This is a genomic window from Pseudoalteromonas sp. MMG007 (assembly GCF_018100985.1).
GTDB lineage: Bacteria > Pseudomonadota > Gammaproteobacteria > Enterobacterales > Alteromonadaceae > Pseudoalteromonas.
Map to the genome: position 1 here is coordinate 40,435 of NZ_JAGJEI010000010.1, position 22,641 is coordinate 63,075.

Annotated in this window: 19 protein-coding genes; 3 read left to right on the top strand and 16 right to left on the bottom strand. The window is 39.6% G+C overall.

The features are described from left to right. Nucleotides 1–33 precede the first annotated feature (33 nt). The gene (locus tag J8L71_RS12500) at nucleotides 34–435 is read left to right on the top strand and encodes a hypothetical protein (RefSeq protein WP_211000823.1); all 402 of its coding nucleotides are present in this window, start codon (nucleotides 34–36) and stop codon (nucleotides 433–435) included. A gap of 708 nt (nucleotides 436–1,143) precedes the next feature. Here J8L71_RS12500 and eno read toward each other — a convergent pair. The 5 genes from eno to rlmD form a co-directional block, all read right to left on the bottom strand. Then, nucleotides 1,144–2,442 carry a phosphopyruvate hydratase gene (gene eno / locus J8L71_RS12510; protein ID WP_058548611.1) on the bottom strand — a complete coding sequence of 433 codons (1,299 nt, stop codon included), beginning with the start codon at nucleotides 2,440–2,442 and terminating at the stop codon, nucleotides 1,144–1,146. Nucleotides 2,443–2,717: 275 nt separating this feature from the next. Beyond that, nucleotides 2,718–4,352: a CTP synthase gene (locus J8L71_RS12515; RefSeq protein ID WP_211000824.1), complete on the bottom strand. Its 1,635-nt coding sequence runs from the start codon at nucleotides 4,350–4,352 to the stop codon at nucleotides 2,718–2,720. Between the two features lie 162 nt (nucleotides 4,353–4,514). After that, complete coding sequence (mazG, locus tag J8L71_RS12520) at nucleotides 4,515–5,312, bottom strand: nucleoside triphosphate pyrophosphohydrolase (protein WP_211000825.1); 798 nt, start codon at nucleotides 5,310–5,312, stop codon at nucleotides 4,515–4,517. A 2-nt stretch (nucleotides 5,313–5,314) separates the two neighbouring features. Further along, complete coding sequence (relA, locus tag J8L71_RS12525) at nucleotides 5,315–7,471, bottom strand: GTP diphosphokinase (protein WP_211000826.1); 2,157 nt, start codon at nucleotides 7,469–7,471, stop codon at nucleotides 5,315–5,317. Between the two features lie 8 nt (nucleotides 7,472–7,479). Further along, nucleotides 7,480–8,805, bottom strand: coding sequence for a 23S rRNA (uracil(1939)-C(5))-methyltransferase RlmD (rlmD, locus tag J8L71_RS12530; protein ID WP_211000827.1), 1,326 nt, complete (start codon nucleotides 8,803–8,805; stop codon nucleotides 7,480–7,482). Between the two features lie 110 nt (nucleotides 8,806–8,915). Between rlmD and barA the strand changes: the two genes are divergently transcribed. After that, nucleotides 8,916–11,690: a two-component sensor histidine kinase BarA gene (gene barA / locus J8L71_RS12535; protein ID WP_211000828.1), complete on the top strand. Its 2,775-nt coding sequence runs from the start codon at nucleotides 8,916–8,918 to the stop codon at nucleotides 11,688–11,690. Between the two features lie 79 nt (nucleotides 11,691–11,769). On the opposite strand, the gene pdxJ is transcribed toward barA, so the two are convergent. The 10 genes from pdxJ to rpoE all read right to left on the bottom strand — a co-directional run bounded on the left by pdxJ (nucleotide 11,770) and on the right by rpoE (nucleotide 20,479). After that, nucleotides 11,770–12,501 (bottom strand): pyridoxine 5'-phosphate synthase, encoded by a 732-nt coding sequence (gene pdxJ / locus J8L71_RS12540; RefSeq protein WP_211000829.1) that lies wholly within the window; start codon nucleotides 12,499–12,501, stop codon nucleotides 11,770–11,772. Nucleotides 12,502–12,523: 22 nt separating this feature from the next. Beyond that, nucleotides 12,524–13,216, bottom strand: a complete 693-nt coding sequence (gene recO, locus J8L71_RS12545; protein WP_058548617.1) for a DNA repair protein RecO — start codon at nucleotides 13,214–13,216, stop codon at nucleotides 12,524–12,526. A gap of 20 nt (nucleotides 13,217–13,236) precedes the next feature. Further along, nucleotides 13,237–14,169, bottom strand: a complete 933-nt coding sequence (gene era / locus J8L71_RS12550; RefSeq protein ID WP_211000830.1) for a GTPase Era — start codon at nucleotides 14,167–14,169, stop codon at nucleotides 13,237–13,239. Next, nucleotides 14,159–14,836: a ribonuclease III gene (gene rnc, locus J8L71_RS12555; RefSeq protein ID WP_211000831.1), complete on the bottom strand. Its 678-nt coding sequence runs from the start codon at nucleotides 14,834–14,836 to the stop codon at nucleotides 14,159–14,161. The genes era and rnc overlap by 11 nt, the downstream gene beginning before the upstream one ends. Nucleotides 14,837–14,838: 2 nt before the next feature. Beyond that, nucleotides 14,839–15,774, bottom strand: a complete 936-nt coding sequence (gene lepB / locus J8L71_RS12560) for a signal peptidase I (protein WP_211000832.1) — start codon at nucleotides 15,772–15,774, stop codon at nucleotides 14,839–14,841. Nucleotides 15,775–15,790: 16 nt separating this feature from the next. After that, nucleotides 15,791–17,578 carry a translation elongation factor 4 gene (lepA, locus tag J8L71_RS12565; RefSeq protein WP_211000833.1) on the bottom strand — a complete coding sequence of 596 codons (1,788 nt, stop codon included), beginning with the start codon at nucleotides 17,576–17,578 and terminating at the stop codon, nucleotides 15,791–15,793. 276 nt (nucleotides 17,579–17,854) lie between these two features. Beyond that, nucleotides 17,855–18,304: a SoxR reducing system RseC family protein gene (locus tag J8L71_RS12570; protein ID WP_211000834.1), complete on the bottom strand. Its 450-nt coding sequence runs from the start codon at nucleotides 18,302–18,304 to the stop codon at nucleotides 17,855–17,857. 19 nt (nucleotides 18,305–18,323) lie between these two features. Next, nucleotides 18,324–19,274, bottom strand: coding sequence for a MucB/RseB C-terminal domain-containing protein (locus tag J8L71_RS12575; protein WP_211000835.1), 951 nt, complete (start codon nucleotides 19,272–19,274; stop codon nucleotides 18,324–18,326). Nucleotides 19,275–19,278: 4 nt separating this feature from the next. Continuing rightward, entirely contained in the window at nucleotides 19,279–19,896 is a 618-nt protein-coding gene (locus J8L71_RS12580; RefSeq protein ID WP_211000836.1) for an RseA family anti-sigma factor, read from the bottom strand. Between the two features lies 1 nt (nucleotide 19,897). Further along, on the bottom strand, nucleotides 19,898–20,479 hold the full coding sequence (rpoE, locus tag J8L71_RS12585) for an RNA polymerase sigma factor RpoE (protein WP_058548740.1): 582 nt from the start codon (nucleotides 20,477–20,479) through the stop codon (nucleotides 19,898–19,900). A gap of 246 nt (nucleotides 20,480–20,725) precedes the next feature. Here rpoE and nadB point away from each other — a divergent pair, with 246 nt between their 5' ends. Beyond that, the gene (gene nadB, locus J8L71_RS12590) at nucleotides 20,726–22,336 is read left to right on the top strand and encodes an L-aspartate oxidase (RefSeq protein WP_211000837.1); all 1,611 of its coding nucleotides are present in this window, start codon (nucleotides 20,726–20,728) and stop codon (nucleotides 22,334–22,336) included. Here nadB and J8L71_RS12595 read toward each other — a convergent pair. Then, complete coding sequence (locus J8L71_RS12595) at nucleotides 22,311–22,595, bottom strand: hypothetical protein (RefSeq protein ID WP_247655294.1); 285 nt, start codon at nucleotides 22,593–22,595, stop codon at nucleotides 22,311–22,313. The two genes, nadB and J8L71_RS12595, sit on opposite strands and share 26 nt — an antisense overlap. Between the last annotated feature and the right edge of the window lie 46 nt (nucleotides 22,596–22,641).

Consider the following 22,641-nt stretch of genomic DNA (forward strand, 5'->3'; position numbering starts at 1 on the left):
TGTAGACTTAGAACTAGCAAATGGATGTTAATTATGATTATCGGCAATCAAACAGCTACCTACAGTCAATACCAGTCAGCTCAACAGCCCAAAGCCCCCCAAAAAGGCGGCAATGAACTGCCTGACGTCACAGGAAAAAGTACTGAACCAAGAACTGTAGACATGCACAACATTGGGATGGATGAATTAAACGCACTTATCAAAGAAACTGGTGATGGTCGATTGCTTGTTCTCCCATATGATAGCTTTAAATTTGAAAACGGCTCATTCGTTGGTGTGGAGAGTAAAGATTTCATTGCTCAAATAAAAAACAGTCGAGATTTTGCAAAAAGTATAGGAGATACAAAATCAGAAAAACAATGGTCAGATTTCCTTGATGTGCTTCATGAATATGATGGATATCAATTATCCCCTAAAATCAATGTTGAAGCATAAATACAATGTATTAATTTATGCTTTAACATTATAAATTTATTGAATGTAAATTGAATCGTTCCAGTAACTAGGAGACGAAATTAAGCTTGATGAAACTAAGAAATTACCTTGTTGTGGGCCATAAAAATTAAAATAATAAAGCCAACCTGTGACTGTTTTTCCCAGATTGCAGTTATGTATATCAATGCATAAAGTACCCCATAGATATATTTACTCTGAACAAGACTTACATCAACTAGGGTTCATATCGAGGGATGGGTGTAAAACCCCAAATACTTTCGCTTAACCGTAAACCAATAAACAAAAAAGTGAGTCTTTTTTATCCCACATTAAAATAGATGCTGCGTCACGCTAGTTTACACTGTCGTATTAACCTAGAGGCCTTGCCATACAGGCGCCAATAACGAATTGTACAGACTCATTGAATAAACATGGCTGGGGAACACCGCTGTAATCCACCTAAAAATGAGTTAATTGCATCACTGGGAGTAAGTTAAAGGGTCGACTAGCAAATCTATAATTGTACTATATGGTAATAAGCGTAAAGCATAAGGTTTTTATAGTCCTGCTGTTGGCTAAGTGTACGCATTAACAAACTTCGTGCCTTGCTCCCAACTCTTTGGATAAAAGTATCTAATATAAAAAATCCCCGCCTGAGCGAGGATTTTATCATCTAAAATTAAATATTAGATTCTATATAAAATAGAATTACTGACCTTTAACTTCTTTAAGACCGTTGTAAGGTGCTTTTGAACCTAGCGCTTCTTCAATACGAAGAAGTTGGTTGTACTTAGCTACACGGTCAGAACGGCTCAATGAACCTGTTTTGATTTGACCTGCAGCAGTACCTACCGCTAAATCAGCAATTGTTGAATCTTCTGTCTCGCCAGAGCGGTGAGAAATAACAACTGTAAAGCCTGCATCTTTTGCCATTTTGATTGCAGCTAACGTTTCAGTTAGTGAACCAATTTGGTTAAACTTAATTAAGATTGAGTTAGCAATACCGTTGTCGATACCACGTTTTAAAATCTTAGTATTTGTTACGAATAAGTCATCACCTACTAATTGGATTTTATCACCCATTAGTTTAGTTTGGTGTGCAAAGCCATCCCAATCTGACTCATCTAAGCCATCTTCAATAGACACAATTGGATATTGCTCAGTAAGCTCTTGTAAGAAGAAGTTAAATTCTTCTGAAGTGAATTTTTTGCCTTCACCTTTAAGATCGTAAATATTTGCTTCTTTGTCGTAAAACTCAGATGCAGCACAATCCATCGCTAAAGTAATATCTTTACCTAACTCGTAACCTGCGTTTGCTACCGCAACTTTAATTGCTGCAAGTGCCGCTTCGTTAGATGCAAGGTTTGGCGCAAAGCCACCTTCATCGCCAACCGCTGTTGAATGACCGTCTGCTTTAAGTACTTTTGCAAGGCTATGAAATACCTCTGCGCCCATACGTAGGCCTTCGCGGAAGTTTGCAGCGCCAACAGGTTGGATCATAAACTCTTGAATATCTACAGAGTTATCTGCGTGCTCACCACCATTGATGATGTTCATCATTGGAAGTGGCATAGAGTAAACACCCGGTGTGCCGTTTAAATCAGCAATGTGCTCGTAAAGCTCTACTTTTTTAGACTGTGCAGCTGCTTTTGCAGTTGCAAGTGATACTGCTAAGATTGCGTTTGCACCTAGTTTTTCTTTGTTTTCAGTGCCGTCTAAATCTAGCATTACTTTATCAACAGCACTTTGCTCTAATGCATTTTGGCCTTTAAGCGCATCTGCGATTTCATTATTAATAAAACCAACAGCGTTTAATACGCCTTTACCTAAGTAACGTGACTTATCACCGTCGCGTAACTCTAATGCTTCGCGAGTACCAGTAGATGCGCCTGAAGGTGCAGCTGCACGACCCCAAGAACCATCTGCTAAATGTACGTCTGCTTCAACAGTTGGGTTACCACGCGAGTCCATAATTTCGCGACCGATTACTTTTACGATTTCTGACATCTTGATTCCTCTATATTCCCAAAATGGTGAGTTCAGCTAACTTTACTACGTTTTGTATAGTTTATACCAATTGCATTTAATTAGTGAGCTATCATAACGCTAAGAAAACAACTCAATAACAAGGCACAAATTATGACATATAGTTGTTCTATATGAGTAATTTTTAACACAATTAGTAAGTTATTTAACCCGATACAATGCTCATGTTTTTAATAAGATCGGTATCAGTCAGCCTTTAAAACAAAAAAGCCGTGCAATATGCACGGCTTTTAAAATTACGAATTAGCTTTTTGGTGAATGTGAGCCGCAGCTACAAACCCTTCAAATAGCGGGTGACCATCACGTGGGGTTGACGTGAATTCCGGGTGGAATTGCGCGGCAATAAACCATGGGTGATCTTTATTTTCGATAATTTCTACTAATTTTTTATCTTCTGATAAACCAGTAAAGCTCAAGCCTGCTTTTTCAAGCGCTTCTACAAAATTGTTGTTTACTTCGTAGCGATGACGATGACGTTCAACAATTTCAGCATTACCGTATACTTCATGTACTTTAGAACCTAGTGTTAAATGACATTTTTGTGCGCCTAAACGCATAGTGCCACCTAAATCAGATTTTTCATCACGTACTTCAACCTTACCTTCAGCATCTAACCATTCAGTAATTAAACCAACGACAGGCGCTTCTGAGTTGGCGTTAAATTCTGTAGAGTTTGCATCAGTTAAACCTGCAACATTACGTGCGTATTCAATAAGTGCTACTTGCATACCTAAACAAATACCTAGGTATGGAACTTTGTTTTCACGTGCGTATTTAGCCGCTAAAATTTTACCTTCAACACCACGTCCGCCAAACCCGCCTGGAACTAAAATAGCATCTAAATGAGATAGTAGTTCTACGCCTTTGCTTTCTAAATCTTGTGAGTCTACGTATTCAATATTAATTGTTAAACGATTTTTAAGACCCGCATGCTTTAGTGCTTCGTTAACTGATTTGTATGCATCTGGTAATTCAATGTACTTACCAACCATACCAATTGTTACTTCACCAGTAGGGTTAGACTCTTGATACAGTACTTGTTCCCACTCAGCAAGATCAGCTTCTGGCGCATCTAAATGAAAACGACGACATACAAAGTTATCTAATTCTTGAGATTTTAATAGCGCAGGAATTTTATAAATGCTGTCTACGTCTGGTAGTGAAATAACCGCTTTCTCTTCAACATTAGTGAACAATGCAATTTTTGCACGCTCGTTGTTAGGCAGTTTACGGTCTGAACGACAAATAAGAATATCTGGCTGAATACCTACAGAGCGCAACTCTTTAACAGAATGCTGAGTTGGTTTTGTTTTCACTTCACCCGCAGGGCCTAAAAATGGCACTAGCGTTAAGTGAATAAATAGCGCGCGTTCGCGGCCAATTTCAGTACCCATTTGACGAATTGCTTCAATAAACGGTTGTGATTCAATATCACCTACTGTACCGCCAATTTCTACAATCGCGATTTCATGACCTTCAGCACCGTCGTATACGCGTTGCTTAATGTCATTTGTAATATGTGGAATAACCTGAATAGTTGCACCTAGGTATTCACCACGGCGCTCACGTCGTAACACGTCTTCGTATACACGCCCTTGTGTAAAGTTATTACGACTAGTCATTTTGGTACGAATAAAACGCTCGTAGTGACCTAAGTCAAGGTCAGTTTCTGCGCCGTCTTCTGTAACGTATACTTCACCGTGTTGAATTGGGCTCATTGTGCCTGGGTCAACGTTGATGTAAGGATCCAGCTTTAAAATGGTAACGTCTAAACCACGGGCCTCTAAAATAGCGGCTAGTGATGCTGCTGCAATACCTTTACCCAACGAAGAAACAACCCCGCCAGTAACGAAGATAAATTTTGTACTCATGCGAACCCTAGAATATCAGGAATTAAAAGGAATATAACACCCGAGAAAGAGACTCTGGGTATATCATCAAGACGGGGCGAAATTGTACCAAAACACGCCAGCGCAATCCAGCTAAAAATAGTAAAAGCGCGCACAAAAAATGTGCACTTTTTAACATTAAACCTATTTCACTTTTTTAATGGCATCCCACGCGTTGTCCATTTCTTCTAGGCTTGCAGTATCCAAACTTTTGCCTTGAGCAATTAAGTACGCTTGTACCTTTTCAAACCGCGCTGAAAACTTATCATTTGCTTGTCTTAAAAGTTGTTCTGGATCGCGTTTAACATGGCGAGCAACATTAACTGTGGCAAACAGTAAGTCGCCTATTTCTTCTGCTGTATGCTCAGATCGAGGATCGTGTTCGAGCGCCTCTTTTACTTCTAATACTTCTTCGCTCACTTTATCAAGTGCGCCATGATAGCTTGGCCAATCAAACCCTAAGCCAGCAACACGTTGCTGAATTTTTTTAGCTTTACTAAGGCTTGGCATATTTGCCGGAATATCTTGCCAAAGCGAAGTATTAACCGATGAAGCTTTTTCAGCACGTTCTTGTGCTTTAATTGCTTGCCACTGCTTTGCTAACTGCTCGTCAGTTAACGCTTGTTGCTCGTTAAATACATGAGGGTGGCGGCGCACAAGTTTAGCACTGAGCTGCTTTATAACATCATCAAAATCAAATAAATTTTTCTCTTTAGCTAACTGGGCATAAAACACAATTTGAAAAAGTAAATCGCCAAGCTCATTTTTAAGCTCACCTAAATTATTAGTCTCTATGCAATCGGCAACCTCGTACGCTTCTTCTAGGGTATGAGGAACAATTGATTTGAAATCTTGCTTAAGATCCCATGGGCAGCCGCCGTTAGGATCTCGCAAGGTTTGCATAATATTTAAAAGCTCAGTTAATGCGTTTTTATCTGTCATGTTTATTGGCTGCGCTTAGCATCGTGAACACCTTCAATCTGAAGTAGTTTTGAAAGTACACGATTAGTACCTGATAAGTCATGTACTTCTATTTGCATAGTAAATACGGCAAGCTGATCTGCGCCAACCGTATTGACGTTCATGTTTAATACGTTGACCTTTTCGTTAGCAAGCACAGAGCTTATATCGCGAATTAAACCAGAACGATCGCTGGCTTCAATTTTTATGCTAAGCGCATAAGAGCCATTAATATCGTCAGACCAACTTACTGAGATCACGCGTTCTGGATGCTGTGTTTTTAAGTTATTAAATGAGTCGCAGTCATCTTTATGAACACCAATACCACGGCCTTGCGTTATATAGCCAATTATTTGATCGCCCGGTACAGGACGACAACACTTAGCTACATGGCTCATTAAACTACCTACACCATCCACTACAATGCCGTTTTTATCGCCCGTTACTTTACTTGGTGCTTTAAAACGAATAACCGGTTCATCTTCTGTACGGTCGCTAACAAAGTTAAGCATTTGGTTTAACCGTACATCACCTGCGCCAATGGCAACCATTAAGTCATCAAGCTCCTTAAAATTAAAGCGCTTAATGGCGGGGTCTAAATCTTTGTAGGTTAAATCAAGCTTTTGAAGCTCGCTGTCAAGTATTTCTTTACCCGCACTTAGGTTTTTATCGCGGTCGAGCTGCTTAAACCAGTGATGTATTTTAGCTCTTGCACGTGATGATTTAATATAACCCAATGATGGATTTAGCCAGTCTCGGCTTGGATTAGGCTGCTTTTGAGTCAGTATCTCTACTTGATCCCCTGTTGATAACTGATGTGTAAACGGCACTATTTTGCCAAATACTTTAGCGCCGATGCACCTGTGACCTACGTTTGAGTGAATGTAGTAGGCAAAATCAAGCGGTGTAGCACCTAATGGTAAATCAATAATATCGCCACTTGGGGTAAAGATGTACACACGGTCTTCGACTACTTGATTTTTTAGCTCTTCGGCTAAATCACCACCATCAACCACTTCTTCTTGCCATTGCAGTAATTTACGCAGCCAACTAATTTTTTGCTCGTAACCTGAGCCTCGTCCAGGTAATGCGCCTTCTTTATACATCCAGTGCGCAGCGACACCTAACTCAGCATCTTGATGCATATCGCTGGTGCGAATTTGTATTTCAACTGTTTTACCTTCAGGGCCAAATACCACAGTATGAATAGACTGATAGCCATTTTGCTTTGGTGTGGCAACGTAGTCATCAAATTCTTTATTAAGATGACGCCAGTTTGTATGTACTATGCCAAGCGCGCCGTAACAATCTTGTAGGCGCTCAACCACAATACGCATTGCGCGAATATCAAAAAGCTGATCAAACTCGTAGTTTTTCTGCTGCATTTTTTTAAAAATGCTGTAGATATGTTTAGGTCGCCCGTACACTTGCGCTTCTATACCGGCTTCACTTAAGCGGTTTTTTACCTGCTCAACCATATCTTCCATATAGGCTTCGCGAGCAAGTCGTTTATCATCTAACTGTTTGGCTATGCCTTTGTAGGTATCTGGGTGTAAATACCTGAACGATAAATCTTCAAGCTCCCATTTCAATTGCCCTATCCCTAAACGGTTTGCAAGCGGTGCAAAAATATCGGCTGTTTCTTTTGCCGTAATCACTCGCTCTTCTTCGTCGGCATCCTTTACATTACGTAAATGACATACCTGCTCAGCAAGTTTAATAACAACAGCGCGTACGTCTTCAACCATGGTTAATAGCATTTTTCGGATATTATCGACCTGCATAGTGCCTTTACCTTGGTGCGATAAAGTACTAATGGTGGCCATTTGCGCTACACCCGTTAGCAGCATAGCAATGTTGTTACCTAGCTGCTCTTCTATGGTTTCAAGCGATATAAGATCATTTAAAAAATACGGTGTTAAATACGCAGTAGCTAACGATTCAGGGTCAAGATTTAGCTCAGCTAAAATTTCTACCATTTCGATTGCTGTGTTTTGCCTGCTTTGGTTATCACATTTACCGCACAGGGCCTGGGCTTGATTTAGTAGCTCTGTTTTTTCCTCAGACAAGCCAAGTAACGAAAGCCGCGTGCTAAAGTCCGTACTTTCATCTTGTTGATGTGATTGTCGTGTAGCTACCATAGTGCGTTTTACCTCCGTTGAAATAACGCCATAGTTTCGATATGCCCAGTATGAGGGAACATATTCATTAGCCCAATTTTATTAAGATCAAAGCCAGCTTGCGAAATAATTGCACTGTCACGGGCTAAAGTAACAGGGTCACAAGACACATATAAAATAGTTTTAAACTGCCTCAGTGGTAATTGCTCCAAAACAGCCATTGCACCTGTACGAGAAGGGTCAAGCACAAGTACGTCTAAATCTTTACTAAACCACGGCGCGTTTTGCATATTTTGCGTTAAATCAAAACTATGAAACTGCGTATTAGTAATTTGGTTAGTTTGCGCATTTTGAGCAGCCATTGCAACAGCTGAAGTGACGCCTTCAACGCCAACTACCGATTTAGCTTGTTTTGCCAACACTAATGAGAAATTACCAATACCACAAAACAAATCTAAGAGATTTTCGTCCCCATTTAAATTAAGCCAATTTGCAGCTTGCTTTAACATAGCTTGGTTAACTTGCGCATTAACCTGAATAAAATTACTTAAACCAAATTCAAATTTTAGATCTAAGTCTTGAAGGTAATAAAATGGCATCGCTAAATGCGAGTGATCAATAACGTCACTCTCGCTTTGCCATACAATAGTATATTGCTGGTTAAATGCAGCTTGCTCAACTATTGCCTTATATTCATCGTTAATTGTTTTTGTGTGACGAATAACCACAAAGTTTTGCTCATCACTTTGGCATAACTGCAGGTGACTTATACTGTAAAGCGCTTTATGCTGATTAATTAACTCATCAAAAAGAGTAAATACATTTGCAAAAACATCATTAAGTACCGCGCATTTATTAATACTTACAATGTTTTTAGAGCCACTGGCTCTGTAGCCTACACGCATTTTTTTAGCGGCTTTATCAAACATAACGGCAATCCGAGCACTGCGCCTGTAATGAGTTGATTTACTCAATAGCGGTGTTTGCCAATTCAGCTCTTTTAATTTAGCAAATTTATTAAATAATTGAGTAACCGCTGTTTGCTTTTCAATAACTTGCTGAGCAACTTCTAGGTGCTGTAACTGGCAACCACCACAATGGTTATAATGTTCGCAATATGCATCTGTTCTAAATTCACTGGCGTTTATTACTTTTATTACTTTAGCACTACTGTATTTAGCTTTATCTTCAACAAGTGTTGCTTTAACCATTTCATTAGGTAATGCACCACTTACAAAACACACTTTATTTTTATGCTTAGCAATACCACGTCCTTGATGGTCCATACCTGTGATATTTAATTCTAGTGTTTGTTGCTTAAGCGGTTTTTTTTTCGCTTTAAAAATTTGCGCCATTAGGCATTACCTTCACTTTATTTGTAATGCACCTATCTTTAGATGCTTTAGAATGCGAGTTGAACCGTATATACTCAAATCATACTAATAATGATAATAACGCTCCCATTATGACCAAATTAGGCTTACGCGATTCTGTTTTAACACTGACCCTGATCCCCACGGTGATCATAGGATTACTACTTGGTGGCTATTTTACAATAAATCGTTACATTGAGCTTGATGAAATTTTATATCAGCAAGGCGCAACTATTTCTGAGCCGCTTGCTATTGCACTTGAGCAGCCAATGCTCGAAAAAAATAAACAATTACTAAACCGCCTTATTAGCTATACGCACAATAAACATTCCCCAACCATTAAATCTATAACCATTTTTAATAAAAATAATGAGCTGTTGATGACCAGTAATTATCATCGTTCATTTAAAAAGCTCATTAACCAGCAAACATTACAAAACTTAAAAACAACCCATGTGCAAAAATCAGATGAGCTCGTTACATTCTTTACCCCTATAGTTAACCATACAAGTCATGACTCCAAATGGGCCCCTTCAGCTTTTCAGTCATCCCTAGGGACTGTTGTTTTACAATTAAATAAAGACCAAGCCGTTATAGGCCAACAACAAGCACTGTTAATTAGCGGTATTGTTATTATTTTATCGCTGGTATTTGCCGCTATTTTAGCATTAAGACTTAGCCGCATGTTTATGAATCCGCTTAATAAGTTAGTACTTGCCACCGACAAACTTGTTGAAGGAAAAAGAAACACAGGCTTAACCGACAGCATGATTGGTGAATTTGAGCTGTTACGAGAAGGTTTAAACACCATTGCTCATACTATGGTGATGCAAAAAGATGAAATGCAAAAAAATATCGACCAAGCAACCAGTGACTACCGTGAAACACTAGAGCAATATGAGACTTCAAATATAGAACTCTCATTTGCTAAAAAAGAAGCGCAAGATGCTAACCGTGTTAAATCAGATTTTTTAGCAAAAATGAGTCACGAGCTGCGCACCCCGCTTAATGGTGTTATTGGCTTTACCCGCCAACTTTATAAAACGCCACTTAATAAAAATCAAAAAGATTACCTTGATACAATTATGCTCTCGGCAAATAGTTTGATGACTATCATTAGCGATATTTTAGATTTTTCTAAACTTGAAGCAGGAGCAATGGAGCTTGAGTCAATTCAGTTTCAACTGCGTGATGCTGTTAATGAGGTAATGACATTACTAGCACCTAGCGCGCATGAAAAGCAATTAGAGTTATCTATATACATAAACCAGCACGTGCCAGATGACTTGACCGGCGACCCAACGCGCCTTAAACAAATATTAATAAACCTTTTAAGCAACGCAATTAAGTTTACTGAAAAAGGCTCAATTAAAGTTGATATAAGCCATCGATTGCTTGATGACGAGCGCGCTTCTTTATTGGTTTCGGTAACCGATACTGGTGTGGGCATCCCTATGGATAAACAAGATTCACTGTTTACCCCTTTTGGCCAAGCAGATTCAAGTATTACACGTAAATTTGGTGGCACAGGCCTGGGGCTTATTATTACCAAGCATATAGTTGAGGCGATGAGCGGTCGCATAACCCTCAACTCAGCACCAGGTAACGGCACCTGTTTTACATTTAATAGCGTATTTAATTTACCTGATCATATATTTACTAACGACTTACCATCTAAATCGCTCATCGGTAAGCGTATTTTATATTTAGAGCCGCATGAACATACACACCATGCAGTGCTTTCATTATTAACTCAGTGGCAATCAAGCGTAACAGCGTGCTTTAACGAGACTAGCTTTTTAGATGCTATAAAAAATAGCGAATATAAATATGATATTTGTTTAATTGGCCATATGGCGTCTGTTGATGATATGCAGCAGCTAAAAAGCTATGTAAAAGCCGTACGCGAATCAACCGACTACTTATATTTAATGCTTAATACTGTATCGCACAACATGCGAGAAGCGTTTATAGGCAGTGGTGCTGACGCTTGTTTGAGTAAACCGCTTAATCACCGTAAGTTATGTGAAGTACTTGCTGCGCCTTATAGGCTTGATCATCCGACTCATAATATTGAGCAAAATGAGCAAGCTTTGTTACCATTAAAGGTGCTTGTTGTTGACGATAACGACGCTAACTTAAAACTTATTTGTACGTTATTAAAAGAGCAAGTAGAGGTAGTAGAAACCGCTCATAATGGCTCTCAAGCATACAGCTTAAGTAAAAGTCATAAGTACGATGTGATATTTATGGATATACAAATGCCAATAATGGATGGCATTACCGCATGTAAGCTTATTCGTGAATCATCACTAAATGAAGACACACCTATTATTGCTGTAACAGCTCATGCGCTTCACAGTGAAAAAGAACAACTTTTAAAAGATGGTTTTAAAGGCTATTTAACTAAGCCTATTGATGAAGATATGCTGAGCCAAATTATTTGCGATCATAGCCCACAAACACCTATAAACCGTGATAAAGCTAAAATAGATACACCACAAAGCCCTGCTCCATTTCAGAGTACTCGAATTGACTGGGCGCAGGCATTGCAACGTGCTGGTGGCAAAAGCGAGTTAGCACTCGAGATGCTTAATATGCTACTGCTAAGTGTGCCTGAAACACTCACTCTCCTTGCTAAAGCTATTGAAAGTAATAATTGTAAGCAAATACTTAGCATAGTGCATAAGTTTCATGGTGCATGTTGTTACACTGGCGTACCTAAGCTTAAATCACTTGCAGAAACTATTGAAACGTCACTTAAAAGTGAATGCATACTAGAGAATATTGAGCCTGAGTTATTTGAGTTACAGGATGAGCTTGAAAACCTACTTACTGATGCAAATGTGACTGAGCTACAAAGATAACCTTAAATGTTAGATATAAAAAACGCGGTATTTACCGCGTTTTTTATTAAGCTTTTTTAAATACTTATGTAGATTCGTATTACATTCTTGCTTCAATCATTAATCGTTTCATGTCACGAACAGCTTTATCGAGCCCATCTATCGCTGCGCGAGCAATAATAGCATGGCCAATGTTTAACTCGTATATTTCGGGCATTTCAGCAATTGGCTTAACGTTATGATAATGAAGGCCATGTCCTGCATTTACAATTAAGCCTATGCTTGCTGCATATTTAACGCCTTCGCGAATGTGCTCAAGCTCTTTATGTAAGTCAGTGTCATTAGTAGCGTCGGCATATGCGCCAGTGTGTATTTCAACAAACGGAGCGCCACATTCTTTTGCTGCGTCTAACTGCGCTTTATCTGCATCAATAAATAGCGATACTTTAATACCCGCGTCACTAAGAGTTTTAGTCGCAGCTTTAATTTTATCTATATTGCCAGCTACATCTAAGCCACCCTCAGTCGTTAGCTCTTCACGTTTTTCAGGTACTAAACACACATATTCAGGCTTAACGTCTAACGCTATTTTTATCATTTCATCGGTAACGGCTGTTTCAAGGTTCATACGTGTTTGAATCGTTTTAGCCATTACATAAACGTCACGGTCTTGAATATGGCGTCTGTCTTCACGTAAATGAATCGTAATGCCATCAGCACCTGCGTGCTCAGCTACACTGGCTGCGTGAGCTGGATCTGGGTAGTTTGTTCCACGTGCTTGGCGAAGTGTTGCAATATGATCTACGTTTACACCCAAAAGAATATCTTTCATTGTTCTACCTGTAAAATTACGTTTATTGAGAGGCCATAAATAGCTCACGGCTTTTTAATGGTTTACTACCTAGTAAGGGCTTTAATAAATAGCGACTTAATTGCTTTGCCATATATAGCACATCGCTTTGGCTAAAGTCATGATTTGCAATTGCATTAAGCTGTTTACCACTAAATCCTGAGCGTACATCGTCTTGCATTAAAAAACCAAGCTCAGGGAAATAGCTATACGTAAGTGCTTCGTCTATTGGCTCACCGCTTGCGTCAAAACTAAAATCAACACCGTAGCCTAAAAGCTCTAACAATTGAAACTCATATGAGCGCAGTACCGCTTGCAAATTAGCACCGCTATTAAGGTTACCAAGGTGAGATTTGTAAAGTTCAAATACTTGTTCAATGGGTTCATTAACAGGCACAATACGATTAGTTAATTCATTTAAATAAAAACCACAGTATAACTCGTCACCTTTTAAATAATGCGGGTTACCATGTAATTCAAATTTATTAATATATTTTAAATCATACTTGCCGCTGTAGTGAACAAGTAATGCCTGAAACGGCTGAAGTTGTGCTTTATGCTTAGTGGCCTGGCGACCACTAATTCGCGCCAGCATTCTTAACTGGCCCACGCCCTCTACCAGCATATCAAGCATTACTTGGGAGTCACTATAAGGACGCCGATGTAACAAATACGCTGTGTAGAAGTCGCTATCCATTCATTAAGCTACTTATTGGTTTAGTCTTCACCGTAACCTAAGCTTCTTAGTGCTCGTTCGTCATCAGCCCAACCAGATTTAACTTTTACCCAAAGTTCTAAAAATACTTTGTTGTCGAGCATTTCTTCAATGTCTTTACGGGCTTCACGGCCAATCGTTTTTAGCTTTTCGCCTTTATTACCGATTACCATGCGCTTTTGTGTTTCACGCTCAACAAGTATTAATCCGTTGATATGCCATACACCGTTTTCTTGCCATTTAAACTGCTCTATTTCAACAGTTACAGAATATGGAAGTTCTTCACCCATGAAGCGCATTAGCTTTTCACGAATAACCTCTGCTGCCATAAAGCGCATAGAACGATCGGTAACGTAATCCTCAGGGAAGTAAAACTCACACGGAGGTAAGCGTTTAGTTACTTCAGCTTTGATCAAATCAACATTTTTACCTTGTGTTGCCGATACTGGCATAATGCCAACAAAATCAAACTTGTCACCAAGCTCTTTCATGTGAGGTAGCACTAAATCGCGGTTTTTAACTTGGTCAATTTTATTTATAACCAATAATACCGGCTTACCACTTTGCGATACTTTATTAAGCACCATTTCGTCATCAGCATTCCAATGAGTGCCTTCAACAACAAAAATAATAAGCTCTACATCACCAATTGAACTAGACGCTGCACGGTTCATTAAACGGTTAATAGCACGCTTTTCTTCAACGTGAAGGCCTGGTGTATCTATGTATACCGCTTGATGTTTATCTTCGGTATGAATACCCATAATACGGTGGCGTGTAGTTTGCGGTTTGCGCGAGGTAATACTTACTTTTTGCTCAATGATTTCATTAAGTAAAGTTGATTTACCTACATTTGGGCGACCAACAATAGCAACCATTCCACAAAATGTATCTACATCACCTTCATGAGGTTGTATTAAGGTATCAAGGTTCATTTTTAAGTATCTTCAATGCTTTTTCGGCAGCTTTTTGTTCGGCTTTACGGCGCGAGCTACCAACAGAAATTATGCTATCCATTCCATCAACAATACATTCAACCGTGAATGTTTGATTATGTGCTTGGCCTTTAGTGTCAACAACAGTGTAGCCCGGTAAAGATAATTTACGGGCTTGTAGATACTCTTGCAGCAGGGTCTTCGGATCTTTTTGATTAAGCCCTGGTGAAATAGCATCAAGTCGAGACTCGTACCACGCTAAAATTAGTTCTCCGCAGCGATCAATATCTGAATCTAAAAATACTGCGCCAATAATGGCTTCAACTGCATCTGCAAGTGTAGACTCACGGCGGAATCCGCCACTTTTAAGCTCACCCGGCCCTAAGCGCAAGTAATCACCTAAGCCAAATTCGAGACCAAATTCAGCAAGAGTTTGGCCACGCACAAGCGTAGAACGCATACGGCTTAAATCGCCTTCGCGTGCTTTTGGAAATTTAGCATAAAGTGCATTAGCAATTACAAAGCTTAATATTGAGTCGCCTAAAAATTCGAGTCGCTCATTATGTTGACCTTTGTGGCTGCGGTGCGTCATTGCTTGTTCAAGTAAACCTTGATCAGCAAATACATAGCCTATTCTGTTATATAATTCTGTTACATTTTTTTTCATTGTTACTGAATATTACCTAGGCGTTCAAAACGAACACCAGTTGGAACCCATCCTGGTAAAACATCATCTGGGCCATTTTCAAATTCAAAACTCATCCATATAAAGACAGCTTTACCCACCAAGTTTTCTTTTGGTACAAAGCCCCAAAAGCGACTATCTTGGCTGTTATCGCGGTTATCACCCATCATAAAATAATGATCAGCAGGTACAGTCCATTCATCTGAAGGTGTGCCTGGTTGCTGATAGTAACGCCCTTTTCTTTCAGGTGCGCGTGGGTTGATTAAAATGTCGTGCTTAAGTGTAGTTAAATTTTCGTTTACACGTGCAAGCGACATTTGGCCTTGTTTAAATTCGTTATCATTAATTAGTTTAAAATCAATTTTATTGAATTCGTTACATAGAAGTTCACCCTGTTGGGTTTCACCTTCTTTACAGTTTGGCTGAATATATAAACGCTTATCGCGATAAACAATTTTATCGCCCGGTAAACCAATTGCGCGTTTAATATAATCAACTCTTTCATCTAACGGATATTTAAAAACAACAATATCACCACGCTCTGGCTCACTCATATCAACTAATTGAGTACGCCAAACTGGGTCTTTAATTCCGTAAGAATATTTTTGCACTAAGATAAAGTCACCAACTAATAAAGTTGGCATCATTGAACCCGATGGAATCTGAAACGGTTCAAAAATAAATGACCTGAAAATAGTAATAGCTGCAATCATCGGAAAAATCGACTTTGCAGTTTCAGTTATTACTGGTTCTGGTGCTATTAGTGCAGCTGTTTCTTCATCTAGCTGGCTGCCAGCAGAGGCTTGTGCTACAGCCAAACGCTCTTGCCTTTTTGGTGCATATAACAGGTGATCTATTAACCATATTAAACCTGAGCCTAAGGTTAATAACACCAATAAAACTGAAAAGTAACCAGCCATCTATAATCCTTTGTTTTTATTTACCAACTTTCAAAATAGCTAAAAACGCTTCTTGAGGCACTTCAACATTACCTAATTGCTTCATACGTTTTTTACCATCTTTTTGCTTTTGCAGTAGCTTTTTCTTACGACTCACATCACCACCGTAACATTTAGCTATTACGTTTTTACGTAACTGCTTAACCGTTGTACGCGCAATAACATGCTGTCCGATAGCTGCTTGAATCGCAATATCAAACATTTGACGAGGTATGAGCTCTTTAAGCGCATCAGCAAGCTGACGACCACGTGATTGCGCACTATCTCTGTGTACAATAATTGCTAACGCATCAACACGCTCACCGTTAATAAGTATATCTACGCGTACCATGTCTGAGGTTTGAAAATGCTTAAAGTTATAATCAAGCGAGGCAAAACCACGACTTGTTGATTTTAACTTATCAAAAAAGTCCATTACCACTTCAGCCATCGGTAGCTCATACGTCACTGCTACTTGCTTACCGTGGTAACTCATTTTGGTTTGTACACCACGTTTATCAACACATAACGTAATAACACTACCTAAATACTCTTGAGGAACAAGAATATTTGCCTCTACTACTGGCTCACGTATTTCTAAGATATCGTTTACCGCTGGTAGATCAGATGGGTTATCAATCTGAGTAGTACCTTCTTTGGTAACTACTTCGTAGATTACAGTAGGTGCCGTAGTTATTAAATCAATATCGTATTCGCGCTCTAAACGTTCTTGAATAATTTCCATGTGTAGCATGCCTAAAAAGCCACAACGGAAACCAAAGCCAAGTGCAGTTGAATTCTCTGGTTCAAAGAATAACGACGCATCGTTTAAGCTTAATTTATTCAGTGCATCACGGAACGATTCATATTCATCAGATGCAATTGGGAACATACCTGCATAAACCTGTGGCTTAATCTTTTGAAAGCCCGGTAAACGCTCTGGCGCTGCATTTTTATTATGAGTAATTGTATCGCCCACTGGCGCGCCGTGTATTTCTTTAATACCCGCAATAACAAAACCCACTTCGCCAGTACGTAAAATACCGGTGTTTGTTTGCTTAGGAGTAAAAATACCAACATGGTCAGCTGTATGAACGTGTTCGTTTGACATTATTTTTATTTTGTCGCCCGCGCGTAGTTCACCATGTTTAATACGTACAAGTGATACAACACCTTGGTATGGGTCAAACCACGAGTCAATAATAAGCGCTTGTAAAGGTGCCTCTTTGTCGCCTTCTGGTGGCGGAACATCTTTAACTATCATTTCAAGTACTTCGGCAATACCTACACCTGTTTTAGCACTACATTGCACAGCGTCTAGGGCATCGATGCCAATAATATCTTCAATTTCTTCAGCTACACGAAGCGGATCGGCTTGCGGTAAATCAATTTTGTTAAGTACAGGAATTACTTCTAGGTCCATTTCGATAGCGGTATAACAGTTTGCTAATGTTTGCGCTTCTACGCCTTGACCTGCATCTACTACTAATAATGCGCCTTCACACGCGGCTAATGAACGAGATACTTCATAAGTAAAATCAACATGCCCTGGCGTGTCGATGAAGTTAAGTTGGTATGTTTCACCATCATTTGCTTTGTAGTTCAACGTCACACTTTGCGCTTTAATGGTAATACCACGTTCGCGCTCAATGTCCATTGAATCCAAAACCTGCTTCTGCATTTCACGGTCGGTTAAACCGCCACAAACTTGGATCAAACGGTCAGAAAGGGTCGATTTACCATGGTCAATGTGGGCGATGATCGAAAAATTACGGATATGCTTCATAAACTGGATTCTAAACTTCTATTTTAATGGACTAAGTACATACACCTAAGTGACTTGAAAATACTTGCTTTAGGATGTCACAAGTTTAGTTTATAACTTTCACACTAAACTTACGCTTTTTAAGGTGGGTTAAAATTATTTTATTGCTTGAATAACATTGATTTAGAGCAAAATAGCCTAAATAACTTTCCTCGCGTAAAACAATTATAAAAACCACGGCTCCTTGTATTTCCAAGTTACTTTGGCATAAAACGGCAATTTTACATTTAATTGGCGTCAATCACCATCTATTTGCGTTAAAGGAATACTAATTGGATGAATTTTTATAACTTTTATATCGTGCTTAAGAGATTTAACACGTGTTTTAGCAATAAAATAGCCACTTATCCCACCTAAAGCTGCAGCTAAAATTTGCCAGCCTTCAGTAGCCATAAATAACTGAGCTGCAATAAAGGCAAAAATCAGACTTAATAATAACGGTAGCATGTAAACAGCAAAAGCATGTTTAACCATATGGCTATCATCAAGAGAGAGAGTGACTTTTTGACCGACCTCTACTGGAGATTCGAATTTAAAGGGGAATGTTTTTTTAGCCGTGCCAAAAAGCTTACCAAACACTTGTGAACCACAACGTCCGTTGCAGCCTTCGCAAGCTTGTTTTTGCTGGGCTTCTAAATGCGCAGTGTGGCCATCGAGGGCCACAACTGTGAGGGTCTGTTCTATCATAACAATCCTTACGAATCGTTTATAATGCGCGGGTTACTGACTCAGCTATTGCTTTTGCGGTCATACTTGGCACATTACCAACAACGGATACATCGAAATTACCGCCATTATGCACATATACAGTCGTTGCACCAGAAGTTAATGCACCGCTTAAGCGCTTGCCCGGTAATGGGCGCTGTATAAATACCGACACTTCAACAAAGCCATCTGAGAACAGGTAATAGTCTGTTAGTTCGTTATTTAAATCGAGCTTATGTCGGTCTGATTTTAAAAGTTCAAAACCATCTGGCAACCAACTAATTTTCCAGTTTGTAGCCGTACTATCGTTATTACTCAATGCATCATTTGGCAAAGGCGTTGGAAAATTACGATTGAGGACTTCAAGTAATATAGCCGCAGGCTGCTCTGTTACGCTAATATGCGTAAGCTGCAACTGCTCAAGTGCTTCGCCTTGATGGTTAACATACGCTGCTTTTAATAAAAGCGACGACTCCATATCAAGCCAAATCCAATAGTTATATTTGTACTCGTCTTTAGATTCTATTCGCACAAGCTGCGCAGCACGCCCAGCTATTCGCCCTTTTCCGCCTAAAACAAAGTCATAGTGTGCACTTAAGCGCTCAATATCTTTAAATAATACTTCAGGAATTGGACCCGCTATTGAGTCTGTTTTTAAAGAGTAAGGCTGAGATTGCGGCTCAAAGTAAGTCACTTGGTTATCAACACGAACCATTTCGAGGCCGGCGCCGTTAAGCAGGCTTAAATGCTCAAGTTCTGTTTCGCCCTGAAGCGCATGTACCCATCGGTAGGGTTCCATTGCTTTACCTTTAACAACCACAAACGAGGCGTCAAAATTACGGGTGTGAACGGCATTCGCCATTTTAAGTAATAAATCTTTGGCAGGATTTGTGTCGTTGGCAAAGGCATTTACGCTTACTACCAACGACAGAACAAAAGTGATTACTTTCATTTAATTAGTTTTTTTCCTCAGACGCTTTGGTGCTAGTTTGCGCTGTTTCTAAAGAATTCGCAACTCGAGCTTGGCGTTGGTGCTCTAAAACTAACGCGCCAATACGTTGCTGCTGTAACTCACGTAAACCTTGCTCTGCATTTTCTAAAGCAGGCTCTGATGAGTAACTTACCGGAGATGCCATACCTGTTAACGGAGTCGTTTGCAGTAATGGAATTTCACTTTGTTGCTCGTTATTGCTTTGTGGCAAGGTGTTTACACCTACAATGGCAAACATCGCTACACTTGCTGCAATAGCAAGTTGTGCAACAGGTTTACGCCAATTAAAAGCAACTACGTTGTTGTTTTTTTCAGTTACGCTTTGCGGCTTATTTGCTGCTTTAGACTGAGAAAAATCAGCGTATACAGGCTCACTTTCTAGCGCTAGTGCAACGCGTTCGCTAATATCAATATGGATGTCGTTGTTATTTTTTTGAGCACGCATCGCATCACCAATTAACGCATAACGACCGAACGTAGTTACATCTTGCTCTGCAATTGTTGCATCAACTAAATGTTGCTCGCCGTCAAGTAATGCTGATAACGCTTCGTTATCTAACTTGCTAACGTGTGCTTTTGTCATACTAAGACTCGCCTATTAATGGGTTTAATTTGTTATCTATTGCTTCACGGGCTCTAAATATACGCGAACGTACAGTGCCAACGGGGCAATCCATTACCACGGCTATTTCTTCATAGCTCATCCCTTCAATTTCTCTTAGGGTAATCGCGGTTTTAAGGTCTTCAGGCAAACTATCAATCGTATTAAAAATAACAGCGCGTACTTCTTCGCTTAAAAGTAGGTTTTCAGGAGATGCATTAGAACGCATTGAATCTGCACCATCGTAAAATTCGGCATCTTCGGCGTCTATATCATTTGCTGGCGGCTTACGCCCCTGGGCTACTAAGTAATTTTTAGCACAATTAACGGCAATACGGTATAACCACGTGTAAAAGGCGCTGTCCCCTCTAAAATTAGGAAGTGCACGGTAAGCTTTAATAAACGCTTCTTGTGCTACATCTGCAATATCACCTTGGTTAGATACATAACGTGAGATCAAACCTGCAATTTTGTTTTGATACTTCTTTACTAATAGGTTGAAGGCGTTTTTATCTCCTTGCTGGACCCTTTTTACTAGCACTAAATCTAATTCCTGCTCGCTCATTCGAGCCGGTACTCCTATGTCTGATTTTTGCTTGTTATTCATATTGTCGTCATTGTTCACAAATACTCTGACCCCTTTATGAATAAAAAGTTCTGCTTAATATTATTTTTTTATAAAATAGTTGATAAATAACGGCGCTAAGCCTTTAAAATCACTACGTAGTAATATGACAAATATGATACAACTACAGATATTAAAAACAAATATTGCTCTATTTGAGCATTGTAACCGCAAAGTACCTCTGACATGAACCAAAATAAACATCACATTGCAGATGTCGCTATTATCGGTAGCGGCGCAGCAGGCTTATCACTTGCATTGTCTTTAGCTAATTATTGTAACGTTACCGTGATCAGTAAAGGAGCACTTACCGAAGGTTCTACCTTATATGCTCAAGGTGGTATAGCCGCGGTTTTTGATAAACAAAATGACAGTATAGAATCCCATGTAGAAGATACTCTCGACGCTGGCGGCGGCCTGTGTGATCGCGATGCTGTTCATTACACAGCAAGCAACGCACACGACTGCCTTCAATGGTTAATAGACCAAGGCGTACCTTTTGATATGGAGTTTGACAGTAAAGGCAAAGAGCGATTTCATTTAACTCGCGAAGGCGGTCATAGCCATCGCCGTATTTTGCATGCAGCCGACGCAACGGGTAAAGCAGTGCAAACCACCCTTATTAGCCAAGTAAAAGCGCATAAAAATATAACATTGCTTGAACAATATAATGCGATTGATTTAATTACTGATAAAAGTGCCAATAAACCGGGATCACATATCCATGGCATGTATGTATGGAACAAAAAAGCTAAAAAAGTAGAAACTATTTCGGCTAAATTTGTGGCTTTAGCTACCGGTGGTGCAAGTAAAGTATACCTATATACCTCTAACCCAGATGTTTCAAGCGGTGATGGTATTGCAATGGCATGGCGCGCGGGCTGTAAAGTAGCCAATATGGAGTTTAACCAATTTCACCCTACTAGCCTTTATCATCCTGAGCTACAAAACTTTTTAATCACCGAAGCCATGCGCGGCGAAGGTGCTTATTTAAAACGCCCTGACGGCACCCGTTTTATGAAAGACTTTGATGAGCGTGAAGAGCTTGCCCCTCGTGATATAGTCGCTCGTGCAATCGATTTTGAAATGAAGCGCCTTGGTGCTAATTGTGTTTATTTAGATATAAGCCACAAAGATAAAGACTTTATTATTGAGCACTTTCCAACTATTTACGCAAAATGTTTAAGTGTTGGCCTTGATATAACTAAAGAGGCAATTCCGGTTGTGCCTGCAGCGCATTATACTTGTGGCGGTGTAATGACCGACTTTAACGGTAAAACCGACCTTGATAACTTATATGCTGTGGGCGAAGTTGCCTACACAGGCCTTCATGGCGCAAATCGTATGGCAAGTAACTCGTTATTAGAGTGTATTGTGTTTGCCCATGCTGCTGCCAAAGATATTTTAAGTAAAATTAAAACAGCACCAGAACCTGTGGCGCTTCCTAGCTGGGATGAAAGCCGCGTTAGTAACTCTGATGAAGAAATAGTGATAACGCATAACTGGCATGAACTGCGTTTATTTATGTGGGATTATGTAGGTATTGTGCGCTCAACTAAACGTTTAGAGCGAGCGCTGCACCGAGTTGAGTTACTACAGCAAGAAATCCACGATTACTACGCAAACTTTAGAGTAAGTAACAACTTACTTGAACTTCGTAACTTGGTGCAAGTGTCTGAACTTATCATTAGAAGTGCAATGGAGCGAAAAGAAAGCCGAGGCCTTCACTATACAATCGACTATCCTGAACAAAACGAAAGCCCAACACCCACTATTTTGACTCCAAAGCGCAATTAATTGCGCTTAAAGTAGCGCGTTTTAAACGCGCATAACTTTGCTCATCAACACCATTGGCTGAAATTACAAGCCAATGGTGCTCATTAAAGCCCTTTATATGCAGCCATATACTACTGCCATAAAAACGACTTTTTTGAGTTATTTCACCCTGCACTTTTAGCGCTTCGCCTTCAAATCTAAAAACCTTAGGTTCTAAAATTATTACACCGTTTATAGGGTGTATCTCTAAAATTTTTCGCCAAAAAATATAAGCAGCCATCGCGTTTACTATCACACAAAACAGTACTGCTAATACCGTGTCTAAA